4 protein-coding genes are annotated in these 7,829 nt (G+C 66.8%); 1 reads left to right on the top strand and 3 read right to left on the bottom strand.

Annotated elements, in window-relative coordinates; all coding sequences use genetic code 11:
* Positions 1 to 241: 241 nt before the first annotated feature.
* Together EAS64_RS42550 and EAS64_RS42555 are read right to left on the bottom strand one after the other, a co-directional pair.
* Complete coding sequence (locus tag EAS64_RS42550; protein ID WP_145862404.1) at positions 242 to 2,977, bottom strand: phospholipase D-like domain-containing protein; 2,736 nt, start codon at positions 2,975 to 2,977, stop codon at positions 242 to 244.
* Complete coding sequence (locus EAS64_RS42555) at positions 2,974 to 4,725, bottom strand: hypothetical protein (RefSeq protein WP_222850039.1); 1,752 nt, start codon at positions 4,723 to 4,725, stop codon at positions 2,974 to 2,976. The genes EAS64_RS42550 and EAS64_RS42555 overlap by 4 nt, the downstream gene beginning before the upstream one ends.
* A 432-nt stretch (positions 4,726 to 5,157) precedes the next feature.
* Here EAS64_RS42555 and EAS64_RS42560 point away from each other — a divergent pair, with 432 nt between their 5' ends.
* On the top strand, positions 5,158 to 6,612 hold the full coding sequence (locus EAS64_RS42560; RefSeq protein ID WP_145862405.1) for a recombinase family protein: 1,455 nt from the start codon (positions 5,158 to 5,160) through the stop codon (positions 6,610 to 6,612).
* A 596-nt stretch (positions 6,613 to 7,208) separates the two neighbouring features.
* On the opposite strand, the gene EAS64_RS42565 is transcribed toward EAS64_RS42560, so the two are convergent.
* A partial coding sequence (locus tag EAS64_RS42565; protein WP_222850040.1) for a hypothetical protein occupies positions 7,209 to 7,829 on the bottom strand: 621 nt, incomplete at its 5' end.

The following is a 7,829-nucleotide window of genomic DNA, read 5'->3' on the forward strand; positions in this document are numbered from 1 at the left end:
GACATTGCCCGGGCCGCGATCGGATCACCGGTTCGGACGGCGGCATCCCGGACGCCGTCGCCGTGTTGCCCAGCGACTCGTGGCTCCCGTCCGCCTGGGTCACCGTTTCGTCTTGGCGATGCCCGGCCACCCCAACGCGAATCCTTCATCAAGCGCACCGAACCGCCTGATTGCGGCAGGTGCCGGTGCACGGGACGCTAGCTTAAGGCAGCGCCAGGGGGCATGTCTCTTGGTAACTAGCTCAGGCGCTCTGTGCGGCGGGGCTGCGATCGGCGATTTCTGCCTGGAGCTCGTTGGCTCGGGCTTGCCAGTCCGGCCAGGCAGGGGCGAATGACTCGAGGTCCTCCTCGGTATCGTCGTCGATCCTGACGAGGCCGTACCTGGCATCTGCGTCCCAGTAGGCGACGGCTTTCCCGTTCCCCTCGAAGCGGATGCGGACGTAGGTGGCGTCGTGACGTGAGAACGAGGCCGCCACCGCGACTCGCTCAAGGAGCTCTCGCGCGCGCTGGACAGAAAGGTCCTCGATGGGGGTGGTGATGACGAAGGTTGTCGACTGGTACCCGATCCGATTGCGCAGGCCGGGTCGTCGTACCTGGTCAGCATGCCACTGGGCTGATGACCGGGGGATGCCGCAGGGGGCGAGGACGTAGTCGATGATCTCGCCTGCGGTGACTGGTTCGGCGATCTGTGAGAGTGCGCCGAGGAATCCTGGTGCCATGCTGTCACCGCCTGCCGCCGCCGATAGGAGGTTGGCGTCCAGTCCGAACTGGGTGTCTGTGAGCAGGTGCCGCGCGATGTCCCGCAAGGCGGTCACGGTGTCGTCTTCAATGGCATGGCCGAGGGAGGCGACCAGGCCCTGCAGGGTGGTGACCTGGGCGTCGGCTTCAGTCAGGAGGTGCCGTACTGCTTCGCTGGTTTCTGCATCGTGATGCTGAGTGCCGGCCGCCAGATGGTCGTTGCGCCACAAGAATCGCCATGTCGCGATCTGGGCAGGGATAGCCCGCCGCGGTGACACGGCTTCGCGCTCAAGCAGCCTCGACAGGAGGTGGCCGAAAATGACGGCGTTGGTGGCGGCGGGGATCGGGCCGAGTTCATCGATGAAGGCGGTATCGGTGAGCGCGGAGGCGTAGCGGCGGACGAAACGGTCGAATGCCATCCGCGTGCGCGTGCTGACCGGGAGGCGCCGTCGTGTCACCTCGTCTTCGAGTTCTTCATCTGTCTCTTCGGACTCGGATGAGATCCCGGCGTCGCCTTCGCGGGCAAGGTCTTCCTCATCCTCCGCGTCCGGGCGTGCGGTGCCCAGCGCGAGATCTCCGAGCCGGCCTGCGATCGCTGCGAGGATGACCTGGATGTCGGTCGGCGGGAGGCCTGCGGGGCGCCCTCGGGTGAAGTACCCGCTGTAGCGCGGGTCGCGGCGTATCCGGTCCCAGTCGAGATCTTCTAGGCGGATGAGTTCCGGGTTGCCGTCGTCGGCCTGAGGAACTCCGCCGGGCTTGGCGATGCGCCAGGCGGATTCGCGATCGATGATGAGGGTCTGGTCAAGTTCGCGCAGCAGCTCGTAGAGTTCGGAATCCTGCTGCGGGAGGTCCGCGATGGCCGGCAGCCGCTCGCGCTGGCTGGCCCTGTCCAGGCGTCCGCGCAGGTGGCTGAGCTGGTAAGGCCAGGTGAACCAGAGCTGGCCGGGCGCGCTGCTAGTGCGGACGGCGACGCGGCCGCCCTCGGCCAGCCGGTCGGCTGACTCCTTGTCGAGCTTGACGCTCAGGGTCGCGCCGCTACTCGATGTGGAGACTACGGCGAGCGCCCTCCCGGCGTGATCTTCAAGCAACAGTGGCATTCCCTCGGGGATAATGCCGCTGAACGTGATGCTCAGCGTGTCTCCGTCCAGGCGGCTCCACAGCACTGCCAGGCAGGGCGCAACGCCGTCGTTGTCGTCCTCGCTGCCGGCGCGATAGGTGATGCCGAGGGCCGAGGCGTCGTTGCCGCGCTCGCTTTGCAGGTGCGCGTAAAGGCCGTCAAACGTTCCGGAGGGGCCGGCTGAGATAACGCCGATCTCTATGTTGCCGGCCGATGATGGCTGAAGGAGCGCCGATCGTGAGAGGTTGGCCGAGCCGGTAAGCAGCGTCTCCGCGTCGGGGTGAATCAAGTGCACCCACTTGGCGTAGATGTACGCCGCTGGTTCCTCTTTGACCCGGACGAGCTCGATGATCCGCTTCGGGCTATCTCCAAGGGCTTGCTTGATGGCGGCGGGGTGCGCGGAGGTTGCGTCAGTGACGAGCAGCCTCACCCGCTCGGGCGTGAATGCCGTGATGAGCGCCCGCAGCGCCGCGCAGTCCTCGTCGTGGAATGGCGCATACGCGACCAACTCCGTGACCTGTCCTGGGGCACGGTCACGGAGCTGCTCGATGAGGGGCCGGTTCAGGTTGCTGCAAAGGGTCGCGGGTGCTGCTGGTGCCGGGGGCAGCCATGTTGTCATGCCCCAGGTGGTGTGCAGGAGCTCGGTGACTGGCGGGTCGAGTAGCTGTCGGCTGGCGAGCTCGTCGATGAAGGAGCGTGCCGCGGCGAATTCGCTGAGGTGCTGGGGATTGTCGTCGCTGTAGGCAAATACGTGCCACAGCTCGCCGGGCGACGCGTATCCGTCGTAGCCGAGGTTTCCGGAGCCGATGATCAGGCGGCCGTTCGCTGGGCCAAGCAGGAGCGCCAGCTTGCCGTGTGCAGCGCGGGGATGCCGGATCGGGGCTGCGACATAGGCCTTGTTGGCGAGGCGGTGACGCTGGCCAGTCCTGGCCGCCTCGCCTAGCGTGGATGCAAGTCGCCTGTCGTCTGCGAGGATGATCCTCAGCGGCACCTGCGCGAGCTGGGTCATGAGGCGGGTCTCGAAGAACAGGAGGTCCGCGCCGAAAGTGCAGATGAGCGCGGTCGTCCACTGCCCTTGGAGCAGGTCGGGGATGACGATGCTGGGACGTGGCCCGGCGCTCATGCGGTCATCCGCCCCTGTGCTTGGTATCCGGCGGCTGCGGTCTCAAGGGCCCCGCCCGGGAGGTCGCCGTCGTTCAGCAGCGCGTGCCCGGACGGTGTGAGTTCCCGGCCCGCCTCCCGGAATGTGGTAACCCAGCCGAGCTCGTGCACGGTGGTGCTCAAGGCAGTGAAACGGCTGTCGTTGAATCCCGCCTGTGCCTCCTGGGCGAAGAACCGGAGGCTGTCACTTACCCTGCGGACCCGGTAGGTGTCGTCTGGCAGCTTGGCTGCCGCGACACGCTCGTGCTGGACGATGACGAAATCCTCGATCAGCCACCGGGCCAGCTCGGCCATGGTGGGGTCGCGCAGCAGCCGCTGGTTGAGCAGGTGCATGAACCGCGCCATCCCGTTACGCAGCGCTCCTCCCTCGGCAAGAAGGCCCTGCTCCTGCCGGAACCCGGCGGCCCGCCCGGGAAGGCCGAACCGTTCTCGCAGGAGGAGGATCAGAGCAAGGAGGGCGATCAGGGTCCGCCCGTCATCGGCGTCGAAGTCGCGGCAGGCCTGGTACAAGGCATGCTCATCCAGGCCCTCGTGCCGCGGCCATACAGCGTCCGCGCCGGAGTTCGTGTCTATCACCCCTTTAAGCGCGGCGAGGAAGCCCGCGACCTGCGTGCTTCCCCTCGCCTCGGGCAGTGCCAGCCCCATGTCGGGCTCGGCTGCGCTGCCGTCGAGCGCCTGGGCAACCAGTTCCCACAGGCGGTGCAACGGCAGCAGGGTGAGCCCGGCATCTGTTTCGGCCAGCCCGCGGCGAGACACCCAGCGCAGCAGCCGGTTGAACACGTAGCCGAAATACTCACGTCCCTGGTACACCCGCCACCGCCGACCTACCCCCACCAGCTCAGCGCGCGGCTCGTACCGGGAGCCGTCCAGTTCCCGGAAGTAGATGATCTGCCGGAAATCATCCTGGCCGATCGGCTCGGCGGGACGGCACCGGCTTAGGTCCAGCAGCATCCGCAGGGTCTCCCCGCGTGAGTTGATCTCCCCAACGGTCCCCGAGTGCAGGAACAGGTCCTGCAGGAGCGGCAGATCATGCGATTCCGCCACGCGAAGCTGGCACAGGCACGCGGCCCGCGCGAACTCCGCCAGCACGTCCCGTGGTACCGGTGCGGCGAGGGCGCCGGTCCTGAGTTTCGCTGCCAGGCGCGTCCGGGACACGGCGCCCCGGAACGCAGCAGCGAGCGCGCGCCCGGCAGGGGTCGGCGCATCGAATGGGAAACCGTTGGCCGGGCCCGCGACGATGAGCGCGCCGGTCAGCTCCATCGCAGACCGGTAGTACAGGCCGTAACCACCGAGAGCTTCCTTGATGTAGTCGAAACGCGGGTCGAACTCCGCGTCCCTGGCTTTAGGACCCACCCGGCGGCTACCGACCACGTTAGCGACGAGCGTCGCGTGCTCCGGGGCATCGCAGACATGGCAGGCCATCGCGAAAAGCGCCTCACGCGGCCGGTAGAAGTCACGGAATGCCTTGCGGGTACGCGGCAAGTCAGCGGCCCAGAAGTCATCAAGCACCCACGAGTAGAACGACCAGTAGCGCGGGTGGATAGTCAGCACGTTGATGCCCGGCGACAGGCTCGGCAATATCCGGTCAGAGCTCACAGACCCGAGACCGAGATGATCCTGGCCGGACTTCGGCGCAAACGCGCGCGACCCCCACGCCGGGCCGGTCTCATCCCACCCCCACCCGGTCCCCTGCGAGTTACCGATCGCCATCCGCACCTCGTCACTTGGAAACTTCTCACCAGCCACCCGCAGGCGGCTCCGGATGTGCCGACGATACCGCGCCCATGCCTTTCGTAACAGACAAAAGCGGCCAGATCGTCCGTCGGAAAATATATGCCAATGACCTCAAAGCCGCATATAACCTGGCTCATTTAGCCGGCCATCCGCTGTCGCAGCAGCTGGCATGGTCGGGTCACGTCCTCAAAAAATCGGGTGCAGCGCAAAGCCGTCGTTTCACCAAAAGTCGAATTTCCAGGCACATTTATGCAGGATAAATGTCTGCCGCTTTACTGATCCGCAGGACAATTCCCGCTATAACCGGGATGCTGGTGATGATGGGCATGCAGGCAGGGGAGATGCGGAATGGCGGTGGCCGGGGCACGGCAGGCGGCTGGGTTGCAGAGCGCTCAGCGGGCTGGGAGCATGCTGGCGGCGTGGGCGGCGCAGGCGAGCCGCCGCGCTTCCGGAACGGAGTGCGGGAAGCTGCGGTTCGCGTTGTACGGGCGGGTGTCGACCGAGGAGTGGCAGGATCCGGTGTCCTCGCTGGCGCGGCAGCTGAGCCAGGCCGAGGCGTTGGTCCGCGGCCACGGGCGGATCGTGGCGAAGTTCTTCGATGAGGGCCATAGCCGGGAAGTGGCGTGGGGCCGCCGCCCGCAGGCCGCGGTGCTGATCGCGGAGCTGGCGGACCCGGACCGGGGCTGGGATGCGATCGTCATCGGTGAGTACGAACGGGCGTTCTACGGCAGCCAGTACGCGCTGATGGCGCCGCTGTTCGAGCACTACGGCGTCCAGCTGTGGATGCCGGAAGCCGGCGGCCGCGTCGACTTCGCCTCCGAGCACGATGAGCGGGCCATGACGGTACTCGGCCTGTCGTCGAAGCGAGAGGTGGCCCGCACCAGCATCCGGGTGCGGACCGCGATGGCCGTTCAGACCCAGGAGCAGGGCCGCTACCTCGGCGGGCGGCCGCCCTACGGGTACCGGCTTGGTGATGCCGGGCCGCACCCGAACAAGGCCCATGCCGCCTGGGGGCGGCGTGCTCACCGCCTGGAGCCGGACCCGGAGACAGCGCATATCGTCCGGTGGATGTTCGCCCAGCGCCTCGCCGGGCACAGCGTGGCGCGGATCGCCCGGGCGCTGAACGAGGCAGCCATCCCGTGCCCGTCGGCAGCCGACCCGGAACGCAACCCGCACCGCAGTGGCACGGCGTGGACGGTGCGCACGGTAGCGACGATCCTGGCTAACCCGCGATACACCGGCCGTCAGGTCTGGAACCGGCAGCGTACCGACAAGGACCTGGCCGACCCGGCCGATGTCAGCCTGGGGCGTAAGGACGTGCAGCGGTGGAACCTGCCCGACGGCTGGGTCATCTCCCGCAAGCCCGCGCACCCGGCCTTGGTCAGCGAGGCAGACTTCATCGCCGCCCAGGACATCAACGCTGCCCGCGGTCCGTCGCCCCGCAATGATCTCGCCGGACCGGACAAGAGGCGATATCTCCTGGCCGGGCTGCTGACCTGCGGCGTGTGCGGGCGGCGGATGGAGTCGGCGTGGTCCAACGGCAAGCCCGCCTACCGGTGCCGCCACGGCCACACCACTGCTACCGCGCCCAGCCCGGACCGGCCGAAGAACGCCTACGTCCGCGAGGACCGCATCGTGCCGCACCTGCCCGCCCTGCACCTGCTGCTCACCGGACCAGCCGGAGAACCGCGAAGGCGGCGGCGCACCCGGCGCGGGATCGATGTCCGGCACCAGGTCACCGCCGAGGATGTAACCGTCTACCTGCACGAGCAGCAGATCACCGTCATCTACAACCCGGCCGATGCAGCCCTGCATGTGAGAAACGGCGAGACCGCCCAGACCATCACCCTGCAAGCAAGCTGACCGAGGGGCTGAGAGCCCGGTACCCCGGAAGGAGGAGCGAGAAGGAACCGCCGGTCGCCCGGCGCTGGCGGAAGCTCGCGCTCGGGTGACAATCCGGCGTGCCCGGAAACCGGCCGCCGTGGGGTTTTAACGTGTCCGAGGGGGGACTTGAACCCCCACAGCGGTGAGATTTCCCCGAATCTGGGCTTGAACTCGAAAACTGGTGAGAAATCCCCGGATGGGGGAGTTCATGCGGTCCACGTTACACCCGACGACCGACAGTGCTGAGATCCAGGAGCGCTCACGCTGGCGATCGGCTACAGCCGCAAAGCCGAGGTCACTTCTGGTTAGGACGCCTTGAAGTGGTCCTACGACGACGGCTTGAACCGGCTCCACTCCAAAGTGTCAGCGAACGCGCTGGTGGGGCCGCAGCAGGGCGTCAGGCCGGTCCATAACAGGCCGTCTTACCAACTTCCCTGTGGCGCCACCTGGGCCGCACCCGCTAGATCCGCCTAATCTGGTTGGCTGCTAAGCCGTATGACTGTTCCGCTGTAGGCGTTCAGATGGAATGTTCTGAAGTGGGTCGAGCCGTCTTCAGTTCGGTTACCGGCTGGTTGTCAGAAGGTCTGGTGACCGGATTGCGCTGCCCGCAGAGTTGCGGTGAGGTCGGTTGCCTCCGGATGGCCCATGATGTCCGGGCGAGCGAAGACCACGCTGCCGTTCACGTGCTGCTGGTAGACCGCGACGGATTCCACTACGTGACGTGGCACCTTCGAGGCCCGCGACACCGCATAGTCGGCAGCGGACAGCAGCACGATAACCGCGGCGTCGAACTCGAAGGACCGGAACGCTGACAGCCGCAGCTGACTCGGCTCGGGAGGGTCTGACACGACGCGAGCTTTCACCTGAATCTTCTCGCCATCGCTGCCGAGCACATCCCACGCCTTCTCCGAGTTGGGTGCCAACTGGCCGCCAAGCGCGGTCTTGACCAGGTACTCGGCGTAATCGCCAACTGGAGCGTTCTCCGTTCGGATCACGTCCCGCCCCTTCAACTCGCGCAGGATGGCCCGGTACAACGAGAAGAGACCGGAGTCACTGAACGCCGACAGGTCTGTTGAGCGGCACCCTGGGTGCTCACGTAGTTCCGGGTTTCCGGCATTGTGTTTCCCGATGATGTTGGGCTGCGTGTTTCCCTGGCCTGGGTGTTCGTCGGCGGCGGCACCTTGCCGATGGGGGCA

The sequence above is a fragment of the Trebonia kvetii genome, assembly GCF_007827045.1.
Classification (GTDB): Bacteria; Actinomycetota; Actinomycetes; order Streptosporangiales; family Streptosporangiaceae; genus Trebonia; species Trebonia kvetii.

Excerpts from the sequence above, each read along its gene's own strand:
- EAS64_RS42550 (WP_145862404.1), bottom strand. The coding sequence starts at position 2,977 with ATGAGCGCCGGGCCACGTCCCAGCATCGTCATCCCCGACCTGCTCCAA.
- EAS64_RS42555 (WP_222850039.1), bottom strand. The coding sequence starts at position 4,725 with ATGGCGATCGGTAACTCGCAGGGGACCGGGTGGGGGTGGGATGAGACC.
- EAS64_RS42560 (WP_145862405.1), top strand. The coding sequence starts at position 5,158 with ATGCTGGCGGCGTGGGCGGCGCAGGCGAGCCGCCGCGCTTCCGGAACG.